The organism is Streptomyces sp. XD-27 (assembly GCF_030553055.1).
GTDB lineage: Bacteria > Actinomycetota > Actinomycetes > Streptomycetales > Streptomycetaceae > Streptomyces.
Window position 1 is genome coordinate 376,581 of record NZ_CP130713.1, and the last position, 25,676, is coordinate 402,256.

At 73.7% G+C, this 25,676-nt stretch carries 15 protein-coding genes and 5 pseudogenes; 7 read left to right on the forward strand and 13 right to left on the reverse strand.

What is annotated here, in order from left to right; genetic code table 11:
* Positions 1-23: 23 nt before the first annotated feature.
* The gene (locus Q3Y56_RS01545; RefSeq protein WP_304460182.1) at positions 24-590 is read left to right on the forward strand and encodes a putative glycolipid-binding domain-containing protein; all 567 of its coding nucleotides are present in this window, start codon (positions 24-26) and stop codon (positions 588-590) included.
* A 14-nt stretch (positions 591-604) separates the two neighbouring features.
* Here Q3Y56_RS01545 and Q3Y56_RS01550 read toward each other — a convergent pair.
* The 11 genes and pseudogenes from Q3Y56_RS01550 to Q3Y56_RS01600 form a co-directional block, all read right to left on the reverse strand.
* Positions 605-1,390 (reverse strand): annotated as a pseudogene (locus tag Q3Y56_RS01550) (ATP-binding cassette domain-containing protein); the annotation flags it as partial.
* 251 nt (positions 1,391-1,641) lie between these two features.
* Positions 1,642-2,358 (reverse strand): annotated as a pseudogene (locus tag Q3Y56_RS01555) (ATP-binding cassette domain-containing protein); the annotation flags it as partial.
* Positions 2,355-3,350, reverse strand: coding sequence for an ABC transporter permease subunit (locus Q3Y56_RS01560; RefSeq protein ID WP_304465435.1), 996 nt, complete (start codon positions 3,348-3,350; stop codon positions 2,355-2,357). The gene Q3Y56_RS01560 and the pseudogene Q3Y56_RS01555, both read right to left, overlap by 4 nt.
* A 16-nt stretch (positions 3,351-3,366) precedes the next feature.
* Positions 3,367-4,299, reverse strand: a pseudogene (locus tag Q3Y56_RS01565) (ABC transporter permease); the annotation flags it as partial.
* Positions 4,296-5,905: pseudogene (locus tag Q3Y56_RS01570) on the reverse strand (ABC transporter substrate-binding protein). The pseudogenes Q3Y56_RS01565 and Q3Y56_RS01570, both read right to left, overlap by 4 nt.
* A 12-nt stretch (positions 5,906-5,917) precedes the next feature.
* Positions 5,918-6,781, reverse strand: coding sequence for a bifunctional 2-polyprenyl-6-hydroxyphenol methylase/3-demethylubiquinol 3-O-methyltransferase UbiG (locus tag Q3Y56_RS01575; RefSeq protein WP_304460183.1), 864 nt, complete (start codon positions 6,779-6,781; stop codon positions 5,918-5,920).
* A 67-nt stretch (positions 6,782-6,848) separates the two neighbouring features.
* Entirely contained in the window at positions 6,849-8,114 is a 1,266-nt protein-coding gene (locus tag Q3Y56_RS01580) for an MFS transporter (protein WP_304460184.1), read from the reverse strand.
* On the reverse strand, positions 8,111-9,199 hold the full coding sequence (locus tag Q3Y56_RS01585) for a mandelate racemase/muconate lactonizing enzyme family protein (RefSeq protein ID WP_304460185.1): 1,089 nt from the start codon (positions 9,197-9,199) through the stop codon (positions 8,111-8,113). Before Q3Y56_RS01585 ends, Q3Y56_RS01580 begins: the two co-directional genes overlap by 4 nt.
* Positions 9,199-10,292 (reverse strand): annotated as a pseudogene (locus Q3Y56_RS01590) (PLP-dependent cysteine synthase family protein). Before Q3Y56_RS01590 ends, Q3Y56_RS01585 begins: the two are co-directional and overlap by 1 nt.
* A 20-nt stretch (positions 10,293-10,312) precedes the next feature.
* The gene (locus tag Q3Y56_RS01595) at positions 10,313-11,119 is read right to left on the reverse strand and encodes a Rossmann-like domain-containing protein (protein ID WP_304460186.1); all 807 of its coding nucleotides are present in this window, start codon (positions 11,117-11,119) and stop codon (positions 10,313-10,315) included.
* On the reverse strand, positions 11,116-12,375 hold the full coding sequence (locus tag Q3Y56_RS01600) for an ATP-grasp domain-containing protein (protein ID WP_304460187.1): 1,260 nt from the start codon (positions 12,373-12,375) through the stop codon (positions 11,116-11,118). Before Q3Y56_RS01600 ends, Q3Y56_RS01595 begins: the two co-directional genes overlap by 4 nt.
* Before the next feature lie 126 nt (positions 12,376-12,501).
* Between Q3Y56_RS01600 and Q3Y56_RS01605 the strand changes: the two genes are divergently transcribed.
* Positions 12,502-14,004 (forward strand): alpha/beta hydrolase, encoded by a 1,503-nt coding sequence (locus Q3Y56_RS01605; RefSeq protein WP_304460188.1) that lies wholly within the window; start codon positions 12,502-12,504, stop codon positions 14,002-14,004.
* A 97-nt stretch (positions 14,005-14,101) separates the two neighbouring features.
* The gene (locus tag Q3Y56_RS01610) at positions 14,102-15,538 is read left to right on the forward strand and encodes a lipase maturation factor family protein (RefSeq protein ID WP_304460189.1); all 1,437 of its coding nucleotides are present in this window, start codon (positions 14,102-14,104) and stop codon (positions 15,536-15,538) included.
* Between the two features lie 13 nt (positions 15,539-15,551).
* On the opposite strand, the gene Q3Y56_RS01615 is transcribed toward Q3Y56_RS01610, so the two are convergent.
* Positions 15,552-15,914: a metalloregulator ArsR/SmtB family transcription factor gene (locus tag Q3Y56_RS01615; RefSeq protein ID WP_304460190.1), complete on the reverse strand. Its 363-nt coding sequence runs from the start codon at positions 15,912-15,914 to the stop codon at positions 15,552-15,554.
* A gap of 129 nt (positions 15,915-16,043) precedes the next feature.
* Here Q3Y56_RS01615 and Q3Y56_RS01620 point away from each other — a divergent pair, with 129 nt between their 5' ends.
* From Q3Y56_RS01620 to Q3Y56_RS01630, 3 genes are all read left to right on the forward strand, one after another.
* Complete coding sequence (locus Q3Y56_RS01620; protein WP_304460191.1) at positions 16,044-18,137, forward strand: heavy metal translocating P-type ATPase; 2,094 nt, start codon at positions 16,044-16,046, stop codon at positions 18,135-18,137.
* 145 nt (positions 18,138-18,282) lie between these two features.
* Positions 18,283-19,524 (forward strand): hypothetical protein, encoded by a 1,242-nt coding sequence (locus tag Q3Y56_RS01625; RefSeq protein WP_304460192.1) that lies wholly within the window; start codon positions 18,283-18,285, stop codon positions 19,522-19,524.
* Positions 19,521-20,159: a hypothetical protein gene (locus tag Q3Y56_RS01630; RefSeq protein ID WP_304460193.1), complete on the forward strand. Its 639-nt coding sequence runs from the start codon at positions 19,521-19,523 to the stop codon at positions 20,157-20,159. Before Q3Y56_RS01625 ends, Q3Y56_RS01630 begins: the two co-directional genes overlap by 4 nt.
* A 56-nt stretch (positions 20,160-20,215) precedes the next feature.
* Here the strand turns inward: Q3Y56_RS01630 and Q3Y56_RS01635 are convergent, their stop codons facing one another.
* Complete coding sequence (locus tag Q3Y56_RS01635) at positions 20,216-22,363, reverse strand: ATP-binding protein (RefSeq protein ID WP_304460194.1); 2,148 nt, start codon at positions 22,361-22,363, stop codon at positions 20,216-20,218.
* Between Q3Y56_RS01635 and Q3Y56_RS01640 the strand changes: the two genes are divergently transcribed.
* Positions 22,310-25,666, forward strand: coding sequence for a tetratricopeptide repeat protein (locus Q3Y56_RS01640; protein ID WP_304460195.1), 3,357 nt, complete (start codon positions 22,310-22,312; stop codon positions 25,664-25,666). The two genes, Q3Y56_RS01635 and Q3Y56_RS01640, sit on opposite strands and share 54 nt — an antisense overlap.
* Positions 25,667-25,676 lie beyond the last annotated feature (10 nt).

The following is a 25,676-nucleotide window of genomic DNA, read 5'->3' on the forward strand; positions in this document are numbered from 1 at the left end:
TGAGTTTCCCAGGAGGAGACCCGATGTCCGATGAGCACGTTCTGACCTGGGAGATCACGGGCACCGGCGGCTACGAGACGGCATGGGCCACCCTGTCGGGGACCGGGCTGCGGGCGCGGGGCCGGGTGATGGCACTGCGTCCGCGTCCGTACTGGATGACGTACGAGCTGGAGACGGGCCAGGGCTATGTGACCCGGCGGCTCCAGGTCACCTCCGAGACCGCCGACGGTACGTACCGGCTGGACCTGCGGCGTGACGGTGGTGAGTGGACGGCGGACGGGAAGCCGCTCCCGGAACTGGACGGCGCGCTCGACTGCGATCTGGGCATGTCGCCGCTGACGAACACGATGCCGGCGCTCCGCCATCAGCTGCACACCGGGCCGGGCGAGCGGGAGTTCCTGATGGCGTGGGTGTCGGTGCCCGACCTGACGGTGCGGCCGACCCTCCAGACCTACACCCACATCGGCCCGACCGCGCGCGGCGGCCGGGTCCGCTTCACCTCCGGCGACTTCGCCGAGGACATCGAGTTCAGCCGGGAGGGGCTGGTGCTGACGTATCCGGGGATCGGGCACCTGCTGCGGACCGACTGAGGGGCTTCGCCCCCTCACCTGGTGGACACGCCCAGGGTCCTTGCGTACGGCGGTGTGGGCGCGGCCGCCGCCATCAGGGACGTGGTGAACGGGTGCCGGGGCCGGGTCAGCACCTGGGCTGCGGTGCCCTGTTCGACGATCTCTCCCGCGTCGAGCACGGCGATCCGGTCCGCCAGCGCCGCCGCCGTGTCCAGGTCGTGGGTGATGAGCACCAGCGCCATGTCCCGGCGGTCCCGGAGCAGCGCGGCCAGGAGGTCGAGGACGCCGCGGCGGGTGACCATGTCGAGGCCGGAGGTGATCTCGTCGCAGACCAGCAGCCGGGGCCTGGCCGGCAGGGCGCGGGCGAGCGCGGCGCGCTGGAGTTCGCCGCCGGAGAGCTCGCCGGGCCGCCGCCGCACCAGGCCCGTGTCCAGCCCGGTCTCGGCCAGCGTCCGCAGGGCCTCGGCGGCCGCCTCGTCGGGCGCGGCGCCGCGGAGCCGTACGGCCGTGCGCGCGACCTGGTCCAGCACCGGGCGGTGCTCGTCGAACGCGGCCCGCGCGTCCTGGAAGATGTACTGCACGGCCGCCAGCTGATCCCGGCCGCGGGCGCGCAGGCTGGGCGGCAGCACGGCGCCGTCGAGCAGCACCTCGCCGTCGTAGGACCGGTGCAGCCCGGCGACGCAGCGGGCGAGCGTGGTCTTGCCGCTCCCGGAACGCCCGACGACGGCCAGGCACTCCCCCGCGGCGACCGTGAGCGCCGCGTCCCGCAGCACGGCGGTGGAGCCGTGCCGGGCCGTCAGCGCGCGCACCGTCAGCAGGGGGCGCGGGCCGGTGGCGGGCTCCTCGCGCGGCGGCTCCGGGCGGGCGATGCCCCGAGCTCCTCCGCGCGAGAGCAGGCGTCGGCGCCCAACTGGTGCGCGCGCGCTGGCAGCGGGGGCCGAGCGTCAGTGGCGAGCCCGGCAGGCGGCGGCTCCGGGCGGGCCTCAACTCCGAGCTCCTGCGCGTGCGGCTCCGGGCGGGCCTCGGCGCCGGGCTCGTCCGTGCGCGGCGTCGGCAAGGGTCGGGACTCGGTGGACAGGAGGCGGCGGGTCCACGCGTGCCGTGGGGCGTTCCAGATCCGGTCGGCGGGGCCCGATTCCACGACCCGGCCGTCCTTCATCACCACGACGTCGTCGGCGAGTTCCCGTACGACGGCCAGGTCGTGGCTGAGCAGGACGACCGCGATGCCCTGGGCGGCGACCGACGCCAGTTCGTCGACGATGCGCCGCTTGGTGAGCGCGTCCTGGCCGGTGGTCGGCTCGTCGGCGACGACGACCCGCGCGCCGAGCAGCAGCGCCTGGGCGATGACGACGCGCTGCTGCTGGCCGCCGGAGAGCTGGTGCGGGTAGCGGCGCAGCAGTTCGGCGCCGTCCGGGAGCTGGGCCAGTTCGAGGGCGCGCAGCACCCGTTCGCGCGCGGCCGCCCGCCGCGGCCCGCGGGGCAGCGTCCGTACCTGGGTGCGGGCGATGTCGTGCAGGAGGGCGCCGACGCGGCGGACCGGGTTGAGGACGGCCGCCGGGTGCTGCGGCACGTAGCCGACCAGCCCGTCGACCACCTGGACCTCGCCGGTGACCCGGGCGCCGGCCGGGTACTCGCCGAGCAGCGCCAGGCCGGTCGTGGTCTTGCCGCTGCCGGACGGGCCGACCAGCGCGGTCACCGCGCCGGGCCGGGCCGCGAGGCTCACCCCGTCGACGATCGCGCTGCCGTCGACCTCGACCCGCAGGTCCGTGATCCGGGCCACCGCGCTCACCGGTGTGTCTCCTTTCCCGTGCGCCGGCGCCGGCTTGGTCCGCGGTGCGCCAGGGCCGCGTCGAACAGCAGGTTGGTGCCCATCGACAGGGCGACGATCAGCAGGGCGGGCACCACGACAGCCCAGGGCTGGACGAACAGTCCGGTGCGGTTGCGGTCCACCATCACCGCCCAGTCGGCGGCGTCGGGTGCCACGCCCACTCCGAGGAAGGCGGCGGTGGCCACCAGGTAGAGCACGCCGGTGAGCCGGACGCCCGCGTCCGCGGCGAGGGTGCGCAGCGTGGAGCGGCCGACGTAGCCGAGGGCGATCCGCGCCCAGCTCTCGCCCTGCATCCGCAGCGCCTCGACAGCCGGGCGGGCGGCCGCCTCCGCCGCCGTGGCGCGCGCGATGCGGGCCGCGTCGGGCACGTTGACCGCCGCGACCAGCAGCACCAGTCCGGCGGCGCCGGGTGCGTAGACGGAGGCGACGAGCAGCACCACCAGCAGGGAGGGCACGGCGAGCAGCACATCCAGCGGACGCATCAGCAGGTCCTCCAGCCACGGCCGGTGGGTGAGGGCGGCGCCCAGCCCGAGCGGCAGCGCGGCGGCGTAGGCGAGCGCGGTGGCCGCGAGCGCGACGAGCACGACCGACTGTCCGCCGAGCAGCACCTGGCGCCACACGTCGCGGCCGACGAAGTCGGTGCCGAGCCAGTGCCCGCCGCCGAGGGTGAAGGACGGCGCGCGCCTGCCGGGCTCGCCCGCGAACAGCGGGCCGATCAGGGCCAGCAGCAGGGGGACACCGGCGAGTACGGCGCCGAGCGCGTAGCGGCCGGGGCCGGGAGATGTGCGTGTCGCGGCGCCGCGCGCGTCGCGGCCCGCGCCGGGAGACGTACGCGTCGCGGCGCCGCGCGCGTCGCGGGCAGGGCCGGGGGACGACGTACGTGTCGCCGCGGCAGTGGTAGGCGTCCTCGCCCAGAATCCACGCGTCCTCGCGGAAGACATACGGCCGGTCACGCCGCCACCCCCGACCTGGGGCGAGGCGGTGGGCGACCAGGTCGGCACCGAGGTTGAGGACGACGGCGATCAGGCCGAAGACCACCGCGAGCCCCTGGACCACCGGCACGTCGCGGGCGGCGACCGCGTCCATCAGGACCGTGCCGAGGCCGGGGATGACGAACAGCGCCTCCACCACGATCACTCCGCACAGCAGCCAGTCGACGGTGCGGGCCAGTTGCTGGGCGGCGGGGACGACGGCGTTGGGCAGGGCGTGGGTGTAGCGCACGCGGACTCCGGAGACGCCGTAGCGGCGCGCTTGGGCGGCGTACGGCGAGGCCAGCGCGTCGATCATGCCGGCGCGGACGAGGCGGCTGATGGAGCACACGGGCCGGGACAGCAGCACCAGGACGGGCAGCACCAGGACGGCCGGGTGGCCCGCCAGGTCCGTGCCGTAGCCGACGGCGGTCGGCGGCAGCCAGTCCAGGCGCAGCGCGAAGACCGTGACCAGCAGCACGCCGAAGGCGAACTCCGGTACGGCGTAGATCCCCAGGGTCGCCGAGCTGACCAGTCGGTCGGCCCAGCCGCCCTCGCGGCGCGCGGCGAGCACGCCGAGGCCCACCGAGAGGGGCACCAGCAGCGCCAGGGTGAGCCCGGCGAGCAGCAGCGTGGGCCCGAATCCGCCGGACAGGTAGGTGGTGACGGGCCGACCGGAGGCCAGCGAGGTGCCGAAGTCGCCGTGCAGCATTCCGGCGGCCCAGTCGGCCAGCCGCTCCAGGGCGGGCCGGTCCAGCTCCATGGCCTCGCGGATGGCGGCGATCCGTGCGGGGTCGGGCTGGTCGCCGGCCAGCGAGGTGGCGGCGTCGCCCGGCAGCGCCTCGGTGAGCGCGAAGACCAGGGCCACGACGGCCACGATCTGCAGGCACCCGAGGATCAGCCGCCGGACGAGCCAGGAACGCAGGTTCCTCACGCGAGCCACACCTTGTCGAAGCGCGCCCAGTCCAGGGTGTTGGCCGGGGCCTTGCGCGCCACGCCCTTGACGTTGCGCGCGGTGCCGACGATCCAGTCGGCGAAGCCCCAGATCAGGAAGCCGCCTTCGGTGTGCAGGCGGCGCTGCATGCGCTCGTACACCGCGGCGCGTGCCTTGGGGTCCTTGGTGGACTGCGCCTGCTGGTACAGGGCGTCGAAGTCCTTGTGCTTCCAGTGGGTGGCGTTGGTGGTGGAGCCGGTGAGCAGCCGCTGGGAGATGTGCGACTCGATGGGCATGGCGCCGGAGCGGTAGCAGCACAGGGTGCCGGAGTCGAGGATGTCGGCCCAGTAGCTGTCCTTGGCTCCCGTCCTGACCTCGATCTTCACGCCCGCCTTGGCGGCCTGGTCCCGGAAGACGGCCGCGGCCTCGGTGAACCCGGCGGCGACCTCGGAGGTGTCGAGGGTGACCCGCAGGTCCTCGGCTCCGGCCTGCTTGAGCAGGTGCCGGGCGCGGTCCAGGTCCTGTTCGCGCTGCGGCAGCCCGTCGGCGTAGTACTGGTACCCCTTGCCGAACAGGTCGTTGCCGATCTCGCCGGCGCCGGACAGGGCGCCGTCGACCAGCTCCTGGCGGTCGGCGATGAGGAAGAACGCCTGGCGGACGCGCTTGTCGTCGAAGGGCGCGCGGTCGGTCTTCATGGCGAAGCCCTGCATGGCGCTGTTGCGCAGGCGCACGATCTCGACCTGGCCGTTGCCCTCGTGGGCGCGGGCGGTGGCAGGGTTGAGCTCGTGGGCGTACTCGATCTGGCCGCCGAGCAACGCGTTGATCCGGGCGGACTCCTCGTTGGCGACGACGAACTCCAGCTCGTCGAGGTGGGGCGCGCCCTCCCAGTAGTCGCCGTACGCCTTGAGGACGGTGGACCGGCCCGGCGCGAAGGAGACGAAGCGGAAGGGCCCGGACCCGATGGGGTGCTTGTCGAACTCCTCGGCGCCCTTGGGCACGATGTACGCGCCGAACGCGGCGAGCACGTTGGGGAATTCGGCGGTGGGCCGCTTGAGCCGGAACTCGATCACGCGCTTGCCCTTGGCGCGGCTGGCGGCGAGGTCGATGGGTTCCAGGGACGCCTTGGCGCGGAAGGCCCGCTTCGGGTCGGCGATGCGTCGGTAGCTGGAGAGGACGTCGTCGGCGGTGACCGGCTTGCCGTCGTGGAACGTCGCCTCGCGCAGGGTGACCGTCCAGCGGTCCAGGGTGGCGTTCGGCTCCCACGTGGCGGCGAGCCGGGGGACGGCGGCCATGTCGGAGCCGTAGTCGGCGAGCTTGTCGAACAGGGCCTTGGCGCGGGCGGCGTCGGCGAACAGGTTGGTCATGTGCGGGTCGAGGGTCTCGCCGGCTCCTCCCCCGCGAAGGCGGCCCGCAGTCGGCCCCCTGGCTTGGGCTTGCCGTCCGCCGCGCCGGATTCCGACGGCTTGGACGAGCCGCACCCGGTGAGCGCGAGGCCGCCGAGCCCGGCGGCACCGACGGCGCCCGTGGCGGCGAGGAAGCCGCGGCGGCGCAGACCGGGGTACCGCGTGGTGTGGTCGAGGGCGGTGTGGTCGGGGGTGGTGTTCATGCGGGGTTCTCCTCAGAGGGGGTTGGGTCCGTCCGGCGCCAGCCGGGCGATCACATGCAGCCGGTCTCCGTCGGCCGTGGACGACGTCGATGGGTCCCCCGGCCGCCAGGGCGGTTCCGTGCGCGGGCCGGGGCCGTCGTACAGCGCCAGCACGGTGAAGCCGTGCGCGGCCAGCACGTACCGCAGTTCCTGGGGGAAGAGCAGCCGCCACGCGGAGTGCTGTTCGACCGGCGGCGTGCCGTCGTCGGCGGTCCACACGCGCCGGCGCCTGAGCAGTTGCGCGGCGCGGTCGACCCGCAGCGTGGTGACGGACCGGTAGCCGGTGCCCTGCCAGGTGAAGCGGCTGACGGCGGGTGCGTCGAGGAGTTCGGTGCTGCCGAGGAAGAACGCCCCGTTGCGCATTTCGGCCACCAGCAGCCCGCCGGGGGCCAGCGCGGCGCGGCAGCTGCGCAGCATGCCGTCGAGCTGGTCGTTGGTGTGGCAGTACAGGAAGGCGCTGTCCAGGCAGACGACGGCGTCGAAGGGGCGCCCGCCCAGTTCGGACAGGTCGAAGTCGCGCAGGTCGGCGTGGCGGTAGTCGGGCCCGGGGTGGTGGGCGCGGGCGTGGTCGAGCATGGCGTCGGAGACGTCGGCGGCGACGACGCGCCGTCCGGCCGCGTGCAGATGGGCGGCGTCCCGGCCGGTGCCGCAGCCCAGGTCCAGGACGCGGGGCCCGGCGCCGTACCGCCGCAGCCGGTCCTCGGCCCAGCGGGCGGCGAGCCGGTCGGGGTCGGGGAAGCGCGCCTCGTACAGGGCGGGGTGGTCGGTGAGCAGGTTTCCGCTCGTGTTGTCCGTGGCGGTCAGGCGGGATCCGCTCGTGCCGTTCCGGGGGGTCACAGGAGATCCGTTCGGCGCGGTCACGGGAGATCCGTTCGTGCGGTGCGTGGCGGTCATGGGGTTCCTCTCACGCCGTCGCCGGTACGGGGACCGGGGCCGGCGGCGCCGGGAGGGCGCGCAGCCGGTGCAGCCAGGCGACCCCGGCGGCGGAGGCGAGCCCGAAGCCCGCGCAGCACAGCCAGGGCAGCCAGGCCGCGCCGCCGTGGTCGCCCGCGTCCATGGCCCAGCCGACGGCGGTGTTGCCGAGGGCCGCGGCGACGCCCGAGACGACGTAGAAGATCCCGAAGTACGTGCCGGTGAGTTCGGCGCGCCCGAAGGCGGGGATGAGCTCCATCACGAACGGCTGGGCGATCATGGCGCCGAGGTAGAGCAGCAGGGCTCCGCCGAGGACGGGCAGCAGGGCGAGGGCGGCGGCGGTGGTGCCGTCCGGTGCGCCGCTCCCGGCGGCGGTCAGCAGCGGCGGGAGGAACGCCAGCCCCATCAGGGCGAGTCCGCCGCCGATCCACCGGGCGCGGCTGCCCCGCTCCTTCAGCGCCCGCGTGATGCGCAGTTGGAGGGCGAGGTTGGCGGCGGTGCCGACGAGGAACACCAGCCCGGCCGCGCCGTCCCAGCCGGTGGCGCGGCGGGCTCCGTCGGGCAGCAGCAGGTACAGCTGGTTCTCCATGGTGAACATGCCGACCATGGCGAGGGAGAAGGCGAGGAACGTCCGGTTGCCGAGGACTTCGCGCCAGTCGCCGAGGACGCTGCCGCCGGCCGGGGGCACCTCGCGGGCGGGCAGGACGAGCGCCTGGGCGACGGTGAGCACGGCGAAGATGGCGGCGGCGGTGAGCGCGGAGAGCCGGAAGTCCACCAGGAGCAGCGCGCTGCCGAGCAGCGGGCCGATGAGCGCGCCGGTGGTGGCGAAGACGTTGAACAGGGCGAACGCCTCGGCCTTGCGGTCTCCGGCCTCCTGGGCGAGGTAGGCACGGACGGCCGGGTTGAACAGGGCTCCGGCCAGTCCGCTGAGCACGGAGGCGGCGAGCAGCACCGGCAGCCCGTCGCCGAGGGCGAACAGCGCGAAGCCGGCGGTGCGCAGCGCGCAGCCGGCGATGATGACGCCGCGTGCGCCGAGCCGGTCGGCGGCCGAGCCCCCGACGATGAACAGGCCCTGCTGGCTGAGGTTGCGGACGCCGAGCACGATCCCGACGACCGCCGCGGACATCCCCAGGTCCTCGCCGAGGTGGGTGGCGAGATAGGGGATGAGCAGGTAGAAGCCGGTGTTGACGCCGAGCTGGTTGATCAGGAGGAGGCGGATGGCGAGCGGGAAGCCGCGCATCTCACGCCAGGTCTTCACGGGTTGGGTGCCTTTCCGAGGGCTGTGGGCTGGTGCTGGTGGCCGGTGCCGCTGGGCCGTACGCCGAGTCCGGCGCGGCCGTTCGCCCGTACGGTGCCGTCGGTGCCGCCGATGCCGGTCCACGGGTCGTGGGCGAGCAGCAGGTGCCCGTCGAGGTCGGTCCAGCGGGCGCGGTCGGCGAGGTGGACGGCGGGGGCGATGCCCAGCGAGCTGGCGGTGAGGCAGCCGAGCATCAGGTCGGTGCCGCTGCCCGCGAGGAGTTCGGCGATCCGCAGGGCGGCGTGGACGCCGCCGCACTTGGCGAGCTTGACGTTGACGCCGTGGACGCGCCCGGCGAGGCGGCGGGCGTCCTCGTAACCCACCGCGTCCTCGTCGGCGATGACGGGCAGCGGGGAGCGCTCGGCGAGTTTCGCGAGGGCTTCGGGGTCGCCGGGGGCGGTGGGCTGCTCGACGGCCTCGACTCCGAGGTCGGCGAAGCGCGGGATCAGGGTCTCGGCGTCGGCGGGGCTCCAGGCGCCGTTGGGGTCCAGCAGGAGCCTCACGTGCGGGGCGGCGTCGCGGATGGCCGCCACGCGGGCGAGGTCGTCGTCCGGGTCGGGGGTGCCCGCCTTGACCTTGAGCAGGGTGAAGCCGCTGTCGGCCAGGCAGCGGGCCTGGACGGCGGCGCGCGCCCGCTCGGTGATGCCGATGGTGCGGGCGGTCGCGGCGGCGGGGGCGGTGAAGCCGCCGAGCAGTTGGTGGACGGCGCATCCGGCGCGCTTGCCGACGAGGTCGAGCAGCGCCGACTCCACGGCGGCGACGGCCGCGGGCGGGGTGCCGTCCGCGATCAGGTCGCCGTCGCGGAAGGCGGCCAGCGCCGTCTCCGGGTCGGGGAAGCGGCCGAGCTCGACGGCGGCGTCGCTCATCAACCGGGTCAGGGTCGCGGCGTCGAGGCCGAAGTACGCGCTGGCGACGGCCTCGCCGCAGCCGCGCAGGCCGCCGTGTTCGACGCTGATCCAGACGGCGTCGCGGGCGGCCATGGTGGAGCGGGATATCCGCAGCGGCTCGGTCAGCTCCAGCCGTACGGTGCGCAGGGTGGTCTTCATCAGGTGGACTCCGGTGCGGTGTGGGGGTACGGCACCTCGCCGCCGCTCAGCGGGTCGACGACGGTGGCGCAGCGGGCCCAGCCGGCGGCCTCGGCGGCGTGCGGGTGCCGGAGCTCCACCGGCCGGGTGGCGGCGCTGCCCGGGCCGATGCCGTGGGCGGCGGTGAAGTCGTCGTCGTAGACGGTGCCGAGATACCGCTGGGGGCCGTCGGGGAAGACGGTGGCGACGACGGCGCCGGGGTGCACGCGGGCGGCCCAGGCCGAGACGAGCGCGACGGCGCCGGTGCTCCAGCCGCCGCTGACGAAGTTGTCGCGGGCCAGTCGGCGGCAGCAGTCGGCGGATTCGGCGGGCCCGACCCAGTGCACCTCGTCGAAGGCGTCGTAGGCGACGTTGCGCGGGTGGATGCTGCTGCCCAGGCCGCGCATCAGGCGGGGCGGGCGGGCTGGCCGAAGATGGTCGAGCCGGTGGCGTCCACGCCGATGAGCCGCAGCGCGGGCCAGCGGCGGCGCAGCGGGGCGGCGACGCCCGCGCTGTGGCCCCCGGTGCCGACGCTGCACACGAGGATGTCCATGTGGTCGAGCTGGTGGGTGAGTTCGGTGGCGAGTGAGGCGTATCCGGCGACGTTGTCGGGGTTGTTGTACTGGTCGGGCCAGTAGGCGCCGGGGAGTTCGGCGAGCAGGGCGCGCAGCCGCGCCAGGCGTGCGGCCTGCCAGCCGCCGGCGGCGGCCGGGCGGTCGACGAGTTCGAGGCGGACGCCGTGGGCGCGCAGCAACCGCCGCATCGAGGGTTCGAGTTCGGCGTCGCCGACGAGGACGACGGGGTGGCCCAGGGCCTGTCCGGCGAAGGCGAGCCCGATGCCGAGGGTGCCGGAGGTGGATTCCACCACGGGCGCGCCGGGGCGCAATTCGCCGCGCCGCCGGGCGCCGAGCAGCATGGAGACGGCGGCGCGCGCCTTCATGCCGCCGGCGCCGAGCCCTTCGAGCTTGGCCCAGAAGCCGGGCTGGGGGCAGGGCAGGTCGCAGCTGATCCGGGCGAGCGGGGTGCGGCCGAGGAGGGCGAGCAGGTCGGGGTTGGCGGTGGTACACGGTGCGATGGCGGTCGGCGCGGCGGCGGTCACGGGGCACCTCCGTAGCGGTAGACGAAGCCGGGGCCGCCGTCGAGCCAGAAGAACGGGTAGGGCTCGGCGCAGACGGCGGTGACCCCGTCCCCGAGGAAGTGCGGCAGGACGGCGCTGCCGGTCTGGGCGAACATCACCAGCGGTGTGCCGTGCCGGGCGGCGTGCGCGCGCAGGGTCTCGAACGTGCCGTTGCCCAGGGTCATCCCGGAGGCGAGGACCCCGTCGCAGCGGGCGAGTTCGGCGGCGGCGTCGGTGCGGACCGGCTCGCCCCATTCGGTGGTTCCGCCCTTGAGGTCGCAGGGCACGTAAGCCAGCCCGCGGGAGCGCAGCGCCTCGAGGAGGGAGTTGACGACGCCGACGACGAGGACGGTGCTGCCGGGCGGCAGGTCGAGCAGGCCGACGACGGCGTGGGCGCGGGCGCGGGACTTCTCCAGCGAGCTGCCGGCGGGCAGCGGCCAGGGGCGGGCGCCGCTGCCGGGTCGGGTGTGCGGGGCGGCGTGCATCAGGTACGCGTCGAGGGCGGCGGTCCTGACCGGCGGCAGCGGATGGTCGAGCAGGGTGGCGATGTCGGTGCCGACGCAGTCGTCGAGGGTGGTGGCGGGCAGTTCGCCGGGTTCGACGGCGCAGGAGCCGACGGCCTCGGCGAGCCGCAGGCTCAGCACCTCGTTGCGGTAGCCGCCGTCTCGGCCTTCGTGGCGTACGGCCTGGCTGGTGGTGAAGGCGACGGAGACGTACGTCCCGGCCGGGTCGGGGCCGAGCGCCCCGGCCCGCACCCGGCGTATGAGGTCCTCGTAGGCACTCATCGACTCACCACACAGGGCCGCAGACCGGCTATGAGGGACTCGACGTGGGCGCGGGCCCGGCCGCCGCCGGCGGGGTCGGTGGCCATGACGTGGCCCAGGTACTCGTTGTTGCTGCCCGCGGCCCTCACATCCGTGCCGGGCTCTGCGAGTTGGACCTCCAGCACGCCGGGGGCGCCGTCGAGGGCGCCGGTGCCGTCGATGCGCTCCAGCACGCCTGCGGTGGCGGGCACCAGGAAGCCGATGGCGGCGCTGCGCGCGCCGGTCTCCTGTACCGCCAGGTCGGGCTCGCGGCCCAGGGCCACGTCCACGAAGGCGGCGGCAAGGTCGATGCCGGTGACGTGCCGGACGAGTTCGGTGATGCGGTTGCCGGCGGGCCGTGGGTTGACCTCGACCACGCGCGGGCCGCGGGTGGTGAGCTTGATCTCGGTGTGGGCGACGACGTCGTCCAGGCCGAGGGCGGCCAGGGCGGCCAGCGCGGTGTCGGCGGCCGCGGCCGCGTCGGCCCCGGCGAGCGGGGCGGGGAACATGTGGCCGGTCTCGATGAACGCCGGGGCGCCGCCGACGCTCTTGTCGGTCACGCCGACGACGTGCGCGGCGCCGCGGAACGAGACGGTCTCGACGCTTACTTCGGGTCCGTCGAGGAGTTCTTCGAGGAGCACCTGGGGGGCGCGCCGCTGGCCGCGCGCGTTGACGGGGAAGTCGGCGAGCGCCCGGTAGGCGGCGGACAGCGCGGCTTCGTCGTCGACGCGGCGTACGTACATCCCGGCGCACAGGTCGACCGGCTTGAGGACGAGAGGGTAGCCGATCTCGCGGGCGGACCGGACAGTGGCCGCCCAGTCGTCGCAGACCGCGAAGCGCGGGCCGGGCACGCCCGCGGCGGCCAGGGCCCGGCGGGTGGCGTCCTTGCGGCAGGCGTCGGCGACGGCGTCGGGAGCGGGTCCGGGGAGGCCGAGGTACGCGGCGATGCGGGCGACGGTCGGCAGGTAGTAGTCGCAGGAGGTCAGCACGCCGTCGAAGCGCAGCACCTTGTGCAGCTCGCCGATGCGGGGCAGCAGCGTGTCGAGGTCGTTGGTGTCGGCGGTGAGGACGTTGCGCGCCGAGAGCAGCGGGTGGGCCGTTCCTTCGGGGGCCGAGCGCAGGTAGTGGTGCAGGTCGCGAGTGAGGAAGGTGAACTCGTGGCCGCTCTCGCGCAGCGCCCGCGGGAGCAGCCTGCTCATCGACCCGACCCAGCTTTCGACCATCAGCAGATGACCCACGACTCTCCTTCGTCTCGAGGATTGGTCCCGGAGCTTCGTTTCGAAGCTTTGACCGAGCCCCCACATTAACGATAATCATTTTCATTGTCATCTGACTGGACCATGCCTGCCCCGATTGCGAGACCCGTGACCCCCACCGCCACCCGACGCGCCGCCCTGCTGGGCGCACTTGCCGTCGGCGCGACCGTCCTCACCCCCACCGCCGTCGCCGGACCACAGCCCCCCGCCATCGCCTTCGGGCCCTGCCCGGCCTCCGTCCCCGCCCCTCCCCCGCCGGACCGGGTGGAGTGCGGCACCCTGCGCGTCCCGCTGGACCACCGGCACCCCGGCGGCCGCCACATCGACATCGCCGTCTCGCGCGTCCCCGCCTCCGGCACCCCCGCCGAGCGGCGCGGCGTCCTGCTGGTCAACCCCGGCGGCCCGGGCGGCTCGGGGCTGCCGTACGCCGTCACCAAGCGCGCCAAGCTGCCCGCGAGCGTGCGCCGTTCCTACGACGTCATCGGCTTCGACCCGCGGGGCACCGGCCGCAGCGCGCCCGCGGACTGCGGACCGATGGGCGGGCTGTTCGACAGCCCGGGGGCCGATCCGGTGCCGCGCGGCCGCACCGCCGAGCGGGCCCACCTCGACGCGCTGCACCGGATGGCCGCCGACTGCGCGGCGGGAACGGGCGAGGCGCTGCCGCATCTGTCGACGGCGGAGACGGTCCGCGACATGGACGCGATACGCACCGCCCTCGGCGAGCCCCGGATCGCCTTTCTGGGCGTGTCGTACGGCAGTTACCTGGGCGCGGCGTACGCGGCCCGGTATCCGCGGCGGGTCGGCGCGATGGTGCTGGACAGCGTCGTCGGCCCGTGGGACTGGTACGACTTCGACCTGCGGCAGAGCCGGGCGCTGCTGGACCAGCGCGCGGTCCTCTTCGGCTGGATCGCGGAACACCACGAGCGCTTCGGGCTCGGCGGCACCGCGGCCGCCGTCCGCGCCGCGTACCAGCGGGTGCGCGACGGCCTCGCGGACCGGCCGGTGGACGGCTTCGGCGCGGCCGGGTTCGACCGGGCGGTCTACCGGGCGCTGGGCCGGACCGAGCGCTGGACCCCGCTGGCGGAGGCCCTGCGCGCCTACCTCCGGGACGGCACCGTGGCCGGACTGCGCCCGGCCGCGCCGTTCGACGGCCCCGACTCACGCACGTACGAGGCGGCCAACCGCGCGGTGAAGTGCGCCGACGGGCCGGGCCCTGATCCGGACCGGCTGCTGCCCGACATCCGCCGGCTGCGCCGGGCCGATCCGCAGCCGGTGCTCACCGGCATCGAGGCGTCGGTGTGCGCCTTCTGGCCGCACCGACCCGCGCGCCGTACCCCGCTCGGCGGCCCGGACGTGCCGCCGCTGCTGCTGATCGCCTCCGAGCACGACCCGGTCACCCCGATCGCGGGGGCCCGGGAGCTGCGCCGTACGCTGCCCGGCTCCCGGCTGGTGACCTTGTACGACGACTACTCGCACGGCGTCTTCGCCAGCCGGGGCAACGTCTGCGTGGACGCCGCCGCGGCGGCGTACCTGGTCGGCGGGTCGGTACCGGCGGCCGATGTGCGCTGCCAGGGCCCGGGACTTCCGGAGCCGGGCGCCCCCGCCTCGTGAAGCGGTGTGCAGCCGTGTGAAGCCGTGTGAATGAACTTCCCTGCCGCCCCGTCGCACCGCGTCCCCCCGGTGCGGCGGGGATGGTAGGCACCAGGGCATGGAGTGGTTCACGTCATCCGACTACTGGCTGAGCCGGCTGGTCTTCCAGCGGGGCCTGGCCGCCGTCTACGTGGTCGCCTTCGTGGCGGCGGCCCTCCAGTTCCGGGCGCTGATCGGCGAGCGGGGGATGCTGCCGGTGCCCGACTTCGTGAGCCGCACGCCGTTCCGCCGCTCCCCCAGCCTGTTCCATCTGCGGTACTCGGACCGCCTGTTCGCGGGGTGCGCCTGGCTGGGCGCGGCGCTGGCCGCGGCCGTCATGGCGGGCGCCGCCGACGCCGTGCCGCTGTGGGTGTCGATGCTGATGTGGACGGCGCTGTGGGCGCTGTACCAGTCGATCGTCAATGTGGGGCAGGTCTGGTACGCCTTCGGATGGGAGTCGCTGCTGCTGGAGACGGGGTTCCTCGCGGTGTTCCTCGGCAACGACGAGGTCGCGCCGCCGGTGCTGGTGCTGTGGCTGCTGCGCTGGGTGCTGTTCCGCGTCGAGTTCGGCGCCGGGCTGATCAAGATGCGCGGCGACCGCTGCTGGCGCGATCTGACCTGCCTGTACTACCACCACGAGACCCAGCCGATGCCGGGCCCGCTGAGCTGGTTCTTCCACCGGATGCCGCGGCCGCTGCACCGGGTCGAGACGGGCGCCAACCACGTGGCGCAGCTGGGCATGCCGCTGCTGCTGTTCACTCCGCAGCCGGTCGCGAGCGTGGCGGCCGGGCTGATGGTCGTCACGCAGCTGTGGCTGGTGCTCTCGGGCAACTTCTCCTGGCTGAACTGGCTGACGATCCTGCTCGCCTTGTCCGCCGTCGACGGCCGCCGCGCCGCCGAGGTGCTGCCGCTGCCCGAGCCGCGGGGGCTGCCGGACGCCCCGGTCTGGTACGAGGTGCTGGTCCTCGCGCTCACCGCGTTCGTGCTCGTGCTCAGCTACTGGCCCGCCCGCAACCTGATGTCCGGCGGCCAACTGATGAACTACTCCTTCACTCCGCTCCATCTGGTCAACGCCTACGGCGCGTTCGGCAGCATCAGCCGCACCCGGCAGGAGGTGGTGATCGAGGGCACCGACGAGGTGGTGGTCACCGAGGACACGGTGTGGAAGGAGTACGAGTTCAAGGGCAAGCCCGGTGACGTGCGCCGGGTGCCGCGCCAGTTCGCCCCGTACCACCTGCGGCTGGACTGGCTGATGTGGTTCGCCGGGCTCTCCCCGGTCTATGCGAGCTCCTGGTTCGTACCGCTGGTCGCGCGGCTGCTGGAGAACGACCGGGCGACGCTGCGGCTGCTGCGGGTGAACCCCTTCCCCGGCGCTCCGCCGCGGTACGTCCGCGCGCGCGTCTACCTGTACCGGTTCACCACCTGGCGCGAGCTGCGCGCGACCGGCGCCTGGTGGCACCGCACGCTCATCCGCGACTTCCTGCCGCCGGTGCGGCGCGAGCACGCGGCCGAATGACGCCGACGGCCCGTCAGTCCCTCTCCGCCGGCAGGTCGCGGGCGCCGAGCCGCAGATGCTCGATGTGGTAGACCGCCTCGTCCAGCAACTGCGCCACATGGTTGTCGTAGAGGCTGTAGACGATGCGGCGGCCCCGGCGGGAGCCGGTGACCAGCCCCAGCGCGCGCAGCAGCCGCAGCTGATGGGAGACGGCGGACTGCTCCATGCCGACCGCCTCGGCCAGCTCGGTGACCGGGCACGGACCCTGGCGCAGCCGCGTGAGGATCATCAGCCGGGAGGGGGTGGCCAGCGCCTGCAGCGTCGCCGCGATCGTGGCGGCGGCCTCCGCGTCCAGCAGCGTGACCGGGGTGGTGCGGCCGTCTACTCCATGTCCCATGCAGGTCATCGTATCCATGGCAACACTTGAAGACCTCTTCATGTGTTCCGCTATGGTGGCGGTGTCCCGTCGCCCCGTGGCGACGGATGCCCCCGCCCTTGCCAGGAACCCAGGAAGAGGTACCCCTCGATGACCTCCGAGCTGGTCGACGACCGGCCCTTGTCCGTCCCGCGCCACCCGGCGCCCGTGGCCCCGCGCCGCACCCGCGCGGCCGCGCTGCCGGAAGTCCGCTGGGCGGCGCTGTCCGCCCTCGCCTTCCTCCTGGCCCTGCCGCTGGATCTCGCGGGCGCCCCCGCCTGGACCTGGGGCCCGCTGTACGCGCTGGCCTACGCGGCGGGCGGCTGGGAGCCCGGCTGGGCCGGGCTGTGCGCACTGAGAGACAAAACCCTCGACGTCGATCTGCTGATGGTCGTCGCGGCGCTCGGGGCCGCGGCCATCGGCCAGTTCCTCGACGGCGGACTGCTGATCGTGATCTTCGCGGTGTCCGGCGCGCTGGAGGCGCTCGCCACCGAGCGCACCGCCGACTCCGTACGCGGCCTGCTGGATCTGGCCCCGGCGCGGGCGGTACGGCTGTCCGCACCGGACGGCGAGGAGGAGGTGGACGTCGCCGCTCTGCGCGTCGGCGACACGGTGCTGGTACGTCCCGGGGAACGGCTGCCCGCCGACGGCACCGTGGTCGGCGGCGCCAGCGAGGTGGACCAGGCCACCATCACGGGCGAACCGCTGCCGGTCGCCAAGAGCGCCGGCGACGAGGTGTTCGCGGGCACGCTCAACGGCACCGGTGCGCTGCGGGTGCGCGTCGACCGCGACGCCTCGGGGTCGGTGCTCGCGCGGATCGTGGCGATGGTCGAGGAGGCCGCCGGGACCAAGGCGCGCACGCAACTGTTCATCGAGAAGGTCGAACAGCGGTACTCGGTCGGCGTGGTGGCCGCGACCCTCGCGCTGTTCGCGGTGCCACTGGCGTTCGGCGCGGACTTCACGCCGACGCTGCTGCGGGCCATGACCTTCATGATCGTGGCCTCGCCGTGCGCGGTGGTGCTGGCCACCATGCCGCCGCTGCTGTCGGCGATCGCCAACGCCGGGCGGCACGGCGTCCTGGTCAAGTCGGCGGTGGTGATGGAGCGGCTGGGCGCGGTGGACCACGTGGCGCTGGACAAGACCGGCACGCTCACCGAGGGCGCGCCCGTCGTCGTGCGGGTACAGGTGCTGTCCGGATCCGCGTCCGACGGGGACAGGGCGCTCGGCGAGAGTTCCGCACGTGACGAGGGGTCCGTGGTCGACGAGGGTTCCGTAGTCGACGAGAAGGCCCTCCTCGACGAGGACGGCGTGCTCGCCCTCGCCGCGGCCGCCGAGCACGGCAGTGAGCACCCGCTGGCACGCGCCGTGGTCGCCGCGGCGCGCGACCGGGGGCTGCCTCTGGAGCGGGCGCGCGACTTCTCCTCGGTGCCCGGCCGGAGCGTCCGAGCGCGGGTCGCGCGCGTCACCGTCGAGGTGGGCCGCCCTGACGCGCTGTTGTCCGACGGGACGGGCACGGACCGGGTACGGCTCACCCGGGCGCGCCGCGCCGTCGCCGAGGCCGAGGAGGCGGGCCGTACCGCCGTGGTGGTGCTGGCGGACGGCGTGCCCGTCGCGGTGCTGGCCTTCGCCGACCGGCCGCGCCCGGGGGCCGCCGAGGCGGTGGCCGCCCTCGGTCGGCTGACCGGCACCACCCCGGCCCTGCTGACCGGCGACAACGAACGCGCGGCCGCCCGGCTCGCCGCCGAGACCGGCATCACCGACGTACGGGCCGGACTGCTGCCGGAGGACAAGGTGGCGGCCGTACGCAGCTGGGCGGACGCGGGCCGGCGTGTCCTGGTGGTCGGCGACGGCGTGAACGACGCGCCGGCGCTGGCTGCGGCGCACAGCGGGATCGCGATGGGCCGGGCCGGTTCCGACCTCGCCCTGGAGACCGCCGACGCCGTCGTCGTCCGCGACGAACTGGCCACCGTACCCGCGGTCGTCGCCCTCTCCCGACGGGCCCGCCGCCTGGTCGTGCAGAACCTGGTGATCGCGTCCGTGTGCATCGGCGCGCTGGTCGTCTGGGACCTGGCCGGTCATCTGCCGCTGCCCCTGGGGGTCGCCGGCCACGAGGGGTCGACCGTACTGGTGGGCCTCAACGGGCTGCGGCTGCTCCGCGAGTCGGCGTGGCGCCGGGCGAGCGAACCTGCTGCCGGTGAGGGCTGAGGACTGACCGAAACGGGACCGAGGGGGCCTGCAAGAATTCGTCGAGAACCCGGCGAGCTTTCCGTCCCGGCGGCGGGGCATCCCTCCTGAGCGGCTCGACGGAGTCGCATCCACCGAGAGGCATCGAGAGACATGGGGGGATGTCATGTCTGCTGCCAGCAGGCGGACGGGGACCGCACTGATCCGCCGGGGGCACTGGCTGACCTTGCCGGACTGCAAGCAGGTCCTGGTCGTCGCCCACACGATGACGTATGCACAGCGGCTGCGGGAGGTGTGCGCGCTGCTGGAGTCCGATCTGCGGATCCAGGTCGCCTTCACGATCGCACCGCACGTCTTCGGTGACGGCGTCAGCCGCCTCCTCCAGGACCTGCGAACGGCCGTGCTGCCCTGGGAGGAGGCGGTGCGGACCGAGTTCGATCTGGCGTTGGCGGCCGGATCGCGCGGCATCGAGCAGGTGCGCGCCCCGCTCGTGCGGCTGTCCCACGGAGCCGGGCACATCAAACTGCTGCGTGAGACGGAGAGTCCAGAGGCGGCCGACCCCATCCGGCCGCCCGGGATGCTCAGTCGCCGGTATCTGGTCCGTGACGGGCGGGTGGTGCCGGCCGCCATCGCGCTCGGGCACGAGCAGGACCGGGAGCAGCTGGCGCAGTCGTGTCCCGAGGCGCTGCCCGTCGCCGCGGTCGTCGGCGACCCGTGCTACGACCGGATCGCGGCCAGCCTGCCGCACCGGGCCGAGTACCGTCGGGCCCTGGGTCTCGGCGACCGGCAGGGACTGGTGGTCGTCGCCTCCACATGGGGGCGCTCGTCATCGTTCGGCCACTTCGACGCCCTGCTTCCCCGGCTGCTCAGCGAGCTGCCGCGGGACGGGTACCGTACGGCGCTGCTGGTCCACCCGAACGTGTGGGCCGGACACAGCAGTTGGCAGATGCAGGCATGGTTGGCCGCCCTCCGCCGCCGGGGCGTCGCGGTCGTGCCTCCCGAGGCCGACTGGCAGACGCTCCTGATCGCCGCGGACTGGGTCATCGGCGACCACGGCTCGGTCACCTCGTACGCCACGCTCGCCGGCGCGCCCATCCTCCTCGCCCGCTCCCCGGACCGGGAAGTGCATCCCGCCTCGCCCGCCGCCGCACTGGCCCTCACCGCCCCCGCCCTGTCGCCGCTGCACCCGTTGGAGGAGCAGCTGCGGTACGCGGCAGCCGAGTACCGCTCGGAGGAGCACGCGCGCGTGGCGGGACTCATCTCCTCCGAACCCGGCCGTTTCCACCGGAACATGCGCGCGCTGTTGTACCGGCTCCTGCGGCTGGGCCAGCCCGCGTATCTCCCCGCGGCCGGGCAGCTCCCCGCCCCGCCGCCCCTCTCCTCGTGGACCGGGGAGGCAGTGGCATGACGCTCACCGGTCCCTCGCATCCGGGACGGCGCATGGCCGTGGTCGCGCCGGTCACCGGCCGGCCGGCGGATACGCGGGCCCTCATCCGGGGTCCCGCCCCGGCACTGGCCGTATCCGTCACGTCCGAAACCGGGCGGCACAGCGCGGTCGTACGGCTCTCGGACCCGTCCCGCTGGTCGGTCGAGGTCGCAGCCGCCCCCGGGGGCGCGGTGGACGTTCATCTGAGCGTCGATCCCGGCGTACGGCAGGATCCCGCCTGGGCGGCATGCGCCGATGTGCTCCACTGGGCGCGCTCCTCGCCCCCCGGCCTCGCGTTCGCCCGGGTGCGGTGGCTGCTCGACCGCCACCCCGGCTGTCTGATCGCCTCGGTGGCGGTGCGGGGCGGCGGCTGCGTGGTCGGCGCCCGGAGCGGTGAGATAGTCGCGGCGCTGCCCGAGCCGGGCTCCAACCCGTCAGGCGAGGCAGGTCGGTGCGCGGGACTGGTGTCCTTCCTCCACGGGTGGCTCGTGGCGGGTCGCCCGCTGACGACGCTGGCGGCGGCCGTCGTGGCGAGAGCGGGTACGGCGAGCAGGCTCCGCATCGGGCCGCCGGCTCCTGTTCCGCGTCGCGCCGTCGCCGCGCGGTCCGTGCGCTGAGCCTTCGCGTTTCCCCGGCACAACCGATGGTCGTACCGGGGAAACGTCCATGCCGGTCAGGTCCCGGGCCGCGTGTCCGGGTCGAGCGAGCGGAGCCGGTCGCGCAGCCGCCGGGAGTCCGCGGGGCTGATGGGCTCGTAGATCTCGAGGGACCGTGCGAAACACCGCCGGGCTTCCGCGTGGTCGGCACAGTCCTGGGCGGACTGCCCGAGGAGTTCCAGCGTCCGGGCCTGCCAGTGCGGGGATCCCGCGGCCTCGAACTCCGCCAGTGCCCGGCGAAGGTGCCCGGCGCCCGTCGCGTAGTCCCCGGCGCCGACGGTGGCACGGCCGAGATGGGCCAGGGCACGTGCCGCGTCATAGGCATCGCCCTCGGCCAGCAGCGCGGCGTGAGCGGAGGTCAGGTGGTCCACAGCCCCGGTCACATCGCCCTGTGTCAGGGCGACCTCGCCCAGGCAGAGCCGGGACAGTGCCGCGCCACGCCGGTAGCCGATCGACTCGCGCAGCACATGGGCACGGGCGAAGTACGCCCGGGCTCTGTCCAGCGAACCCGCTCCCAGGGAGGACTTGCCGAGCCCGTGCAGAGCCTGCGCCTGCTGCCGGAGGTCCCCGTCACGTCTCGCGTGCTCGAACGCCTCGGCGAACCAGGCCGAGGCCTCCTCGGCACGTCCGGCGTTGCACAGGCCGTTGCCGCCGGAGGTGAGCATCCGGCCCTCGCCCGCGCGGTCTCCCGCGCGACGAGCGGCGGCGAGCCCTGTCTCGTGTGCCTCGACCCACAGGTCGTAGGGGCGCAACCGCAGGAACAGGGGCCACATCGCATCGACCAGCTGCCAGCAGCTCGCGTCCCACCCCTTCCCGGCTGACAGCCGTACCGCCGCCATGAGGTCGAAGCGACGGGCGTCCAGCCAGGCCAGAGCCGTCTCCTGGTCCGGGAAGGCCACCGGGACCGAGGGCGGGTGGGCAAAGGTGCGCGCCAGGTTGCGGTGGCTGGGCGAGAGCAGTTCCTCAGCCGACGTGGCCCGCGCCAGACACCAGTCCACGAAGCGGCGCAGGGTGGTGTCGCGCGCTTCCGGACCGTCGTCGGTCTCGCCGCGCCGGGCCGCGTGCAGCCGTACGAGGTCGTGGAAGCGGTAGGCGTCCACACCGAGGTCCTCGACGAGGTTCGCCTCGACCAGCACATCCAGCAGCTGTTCCGTCTCCTCCTCGCCGAGACCGCTCACCGCGGTGACGAGCGAGAGGTCGAACACGGCGACCGGCAGCGCTCCCATGCGCCGGTACACGCCGGCCGCGTCATCGGGCAGCTGCTGGTAGGACGCGTCCAGAACCGTGCCCACAGCGGTTTCCCCCTCCACTTTCAGTGCCTCCAGCGGTCCGCCGCCCCGGGCCAGCGCCTCGGCGACCGCCGCCACCGGATGGCGGGGCCTGGCGGCCAGATGCGCGGCGGCCAGGGACAGCGCCAGCGGGAGGAACGCACAGCGCTCCGCCACCCGGCGGGCCGCCGTCGGGTCCTGGGACATCCGGGAGACGCCGATCGCCCGTGAGAGCAGCTCCACCGCGGACGCGGGGTCGAGCATACCCAGCTGATGGAGGCCGGCACCGTCGGTGACGAGGCCGCTCAGCCGGCTCCTGCTCGTGATCACCACGAGGCTGCCCGGAGCCCCGGTGAGCAGCGGACGTACCTGCGCGGCGGTGAACGCGTTGTCGAGCATGACGATCAACCGCAGATCGGCTGTCATCGACCTCCACAGAGCCGTTCGTTCGGCCGTCTCCGTCGGCACCGACGAGACACCCAGCGCCCGAAGGAAGCGGTCCAGCACGCTGCCAGGGCTCATGGGGCCCGCCGGGGAGTACCCGCCGAGATCCACGTACAGCTCTCCGTCGGGAAACTCGTGCGCGATCTGCCGCAGCCACACCAGGACCAGACTGGTCTTGCCCACGCCGCCCGGCCCGCTGACCATCACCACCTGTGGCGCGCTGCGGTGCCGGGCGGCCCGCAGCGCCTCCAGCTCTGCCAACTCCCGTCGTCGGCCGGTGAAGTGCGCGGGTACGGGCGGGAGCTGGCGTGGCAGCGGCATCCGCTGCGGTGCGGCCGTGCCCTGGTACACGTGGATGCCGCCCGCCACGTCCCGCGCCTGCACGGCAGGGCCCCAGAAATGGCCGCCGCCGATCTCGTTCCTGTGACCGGCCGTCGAGGTCTCGGAATCCACTGGACTCCCCACCCTCGCCCGGCTCTCGTCGACGAACTCAGGCTCCGTCACCAGCCCCGCCCTCCTCCCCCGCTGACAACCCCTGTCCTGAGCACTACCCTGTTCAAGTTGGCGTCATGGCATGATCATTTCAGCGCGGGGATCCGAACCGGCCGGGGGGCGCTGGTGGAGTTCCGAATTCTGGGCACGATCGAACTGCGCTCCGGTGACCGGCGCAGCGAACTCAACTCCAAGAAGGAGCGGTGCACGCTGGCCGCGCTGTCGTGGGACGCGGGCCGGCCGGTGAGCTTCGACGCTCTGGCCGGCCGGGTCTGGGACGACTCCCCGCCGCGGCGGTTCCACGCGAGTCTCTACACCTACGCCTCCCGCATCCGCCGCGCGCTGCAGGAGGTGGGCGGGCCGGACGCGCCGCCGCTGGTCCGAAAGGCGCATACATACACCCTTGAAGTCGACGCGGACGCGGTCGATCTGCACCACTACCTCAGGCTCACGGCCGAGGCCCGCGCGCTCGCGGAGGGCGACGACCCCCTGCGGTGTCTTCGCCTCCTCGACGAGGCGGCCGGGTTGTGGCGCGGCGAACCGCTGGCCGGGCTGTCCGGACAGTGGGTCGAGCACATCCGCGCCACCTTCGCCGAACGGAGCCTGGCCGCCGCCTCGACCTACAGCACCATCCAGTTGCGGCTCGGCCGCTTCGAGGAGGTCGTGGAGAACCTGTCCGCCCTGATCAACGCGCATCCGACGAACGAGACGATCATCGGAAACCTCGTGCTCGCGCTGCACGGCTGCGGTCGCACCGCCGAGGCCACCGGTATCCTCCAGCGGACCAGCCGCCGGTTGCGCGACGAGTTCGGCACCGAACCGGGGGCGGATTTCCAACGGCTGCAGCAGGGCGTTCTGAACGGCGTGCCGGCCTCCGAACTCCTGTCACCGCCGAAGGCGGCGAAGGGCACCGGCGCGGGGCGGGTCTGCGCGCCCGACAATCTGCCGCGCGATGTCCCCTGGGTGGGCCGCGACGCCGAGCTGCGTCAACTGTCCGCCGCCCTGGCCGCGTCTTCCACCCTCCCGCGTTCCGTCGTCACGCTGGAGGCGATCGACGGGATGGGCGGCGTCGGCAAGACATCGCTTGCCGTGCACATCGGACACCAGTTGCGCGAACGCTTCCCCGACGGCCGCATCTACCTCGACCTGCACGCGCACTCGTCGTTCCAGGAACCGCTCAGCCCAACCGCCGCGCTGCACCAGCTGTTACGCCTCCTCGGTACACCGGTGCAGCAGATCCCCCACGGGCTCGACGAACTGACCTCGATGTGGCGCACCCTGCTGACCGACCGGCGCGCCTTCGTGATACTCGACGACGCGGCCGACCCGGAGCAGGTGCGGCCGCTGCTTCCGGGCGCCTCCCCGTCAGTAGTGATCATCACCAGTCGACGCCGTCTCACCGGCCTCCCAGGCGTACGGCCGATCTTTCTCGATGTGCTTCCGCTGCACGACGCGGTGGCGCTGTTCAACCATCGCGTCGGCGTCGAGCGCTCGGTCACGCCGGAGGAGGGGGCTCACATCGCCCGTCTGTGCGGCTGTCTTCCCCTCGCCATCGAAATCGCCGCGAGCCGCTTCACCGCACGTACGTCCTGGGGCGCGAAGGACCTGATTCGGCGGCTGGCGCGCGAGGGAGGGCGGCTCGCCGAAATCCGCGACGGATACCGGGAGATCGCCCGCACATTCGAGTTCTCCTATCGCTCGCTGACCGCCGAGCAGCGAAGCGCGTTCCGCCGTCTTGGTCTGCACGTCGGCGCGGAGTTCGGCGCGTACGCCGCCGCGGCGCTCACCGGCCGGTCACTCGAGGACACCGAGCGGATCCTGGAAGACCTCATCAACTGCCACCTCCTCCTGGAGCCTTCGCCCCATCGGTACCGGATTCACGACCTGTTGCGCGAGTACGCCCAGATCCTGGCGATGTCCGAGGACGACAGCACGGTCCGGGACCTCGCCTTGGAGCGCCTGCTCGACTTCTACGCCGCCACCGCCGACCGGGCCGACCACATGCTGCGTCCCCATCGCTGCCGCACAGACCTGGATCTCGCGCACCCGCCGCCCGAGTCTCCGGTCTGGCTCGACCGCGCCGGTCCGCAGGACTGGTTCAGCGCGGAGAGTGCCAATCTGCTCGCGGTCCTGGAGTACGTCCGGATGCACGGCTCACCGCGGCGGCAGGCCCACTACGCCAACGTACTCGCCGGCTTCCTGGGGACCGAGGGGTACTGGAACATCGCCACGCCGCTCCACCAAGAGGCTGTCGCCTACTGGCATGACGTCGGCGACGGACGGGCCGAGGCCCACGCCCTGGTGGACCTGGCCGAGGTACGTGCGCTCAGCGGGGACTACCCCTCGGCCATCTCCTGCGCCGACCGGGCACTGATCCTCGCGCGGGCCTCGGGGGACCGGGAGGTCGAGGCCGAGGCACTGCATCAGCTCGCCATCACGTACTGGCACGAGGGGCGCTGCCTGGAGGCACTGCCGCTCGAGAACGAGGCGCTGACGATCCGTATGGGCCAGCCGGACCGATTGCAGCAGGCGCGCTGCCTGAACAACATGGGCATCATGTTGCTCGGCGCCGGCCGGCATCATGAGGCGCTGGGGTGCTTCCGCGACGCGCTCACCAGATTCCGCGAGATGGACGATCCGCGCGGTCAGTGCCGCACGCTCAACAATCTGGCCGAGCTCTACCGGGAGACGGGCCGTATCGATGACGCCTGCCGCGCGTACCGGAAGGCTCTCGCCCTGTCACGCGCGAACGGCAGCCGCTGGGACCAGGCGACGGTCCAGATGAACCTCGCGGACACGCTGCGCAGCTCCGGCGACCTGCGCGGGGCCCTTGACGTATGCCAGGAGGCACTGGTCATCTTCCGTGAACTCGGCGACAGACGCAGCGAGTCCGTGGCGGCGAACGAGGCGGGGCGCACCCTGGCCGCCGCGGGACGCGATGATGAGGCGATGGCGCACCACATGGCCGCGCTGGAACTGGCGCAGCGCATCGGCGCCGCCGCGGAAGAGGCCCAGGCGCTCAGGGACCTGGGCCAAGTGGAACTGCGGACGGGAAGAACGCTCAAGGCGACCGAGCACCTGGAAGCCGCGCTCGCCGTGACCCGACGTATCCAGGCCCCGGCCGAAGAGGCCAGGACCCTTGAGGCTCTTGCTCAGCTCTGGGAGGGGCGCGATCGAGCCGACACGGCAGCAACGCTGCGCCAAGACGCCAAGTCGATCATTAACAGACTCAATCGATCAAAGGATGGCGCGATAGGCGCCTGATCGATACATC